A 445-nucleotide genomic window follows, 5' to 3' on the forward strand; every position below is an offset into this window, starting at 1 on the left:
GTCGCGCTGCGTGACCAGGGATTAGCGCAGGGTGGGCCTGAGGGGATCACCGAAGAGGACATCCAGCGTATTGAACGGCTCTCCTTGCTCGTGCAACAATGGCTGTCAGGCGGAGAGCTGTCGCCGGAAATTGAGGAGCTCGCGCGGAAGCTGTGGGGAGTCCTCGCAGATCCTGGTGCTGGCGTTCTGATGCTACCTCCCCAGTAACGATGGGCTTCGTCAAGCTCGGCGCCTGGGACGAGCCGAGCTCCACGCCAGCATCGCCTTCGACCATCACGTCGATGCACATTTGGTGGCGCGCGGCGGCGGGGTACACCTGGGCATTGTGGAAATCCTGGCCGAGGCGCGACAGGCGGTGACAGCGCGACGATTTTTACGGACGTGACGCGAGCGTCAAAGAGGATTCCGGCGAGCAGACCACGATGCGCGAGCATTCATCCGTCCC

Annotated in this window: 1 protein-coding gene; it reads left to right on the forward strand. The window is 63.1% G+C overall.

What is annotated here, in order from left to right; translation table 11 throughout:
- Positions 1-207 (forward strand): hypothetical protein (locus BN4575_RS22365; RefSeq protein WP_218060817.1); only part of this gene is annotated, 207 nt, incomplete at its 5' end.
- Positions 208-445 lie beyond the last annotated feature (238 nt).

Origin of the sequence: Aeromonas sp. EERV15 (assembly GCF_900079845.1) — a bacterium.
GTDB classification, from domain to species: domain Bacteria; phylum Pseudomonadota; class Gammaproteobacteria; order Enterobacterales; family Aeromonadaceae; genus Aeromonas; species Aeromonas sobria.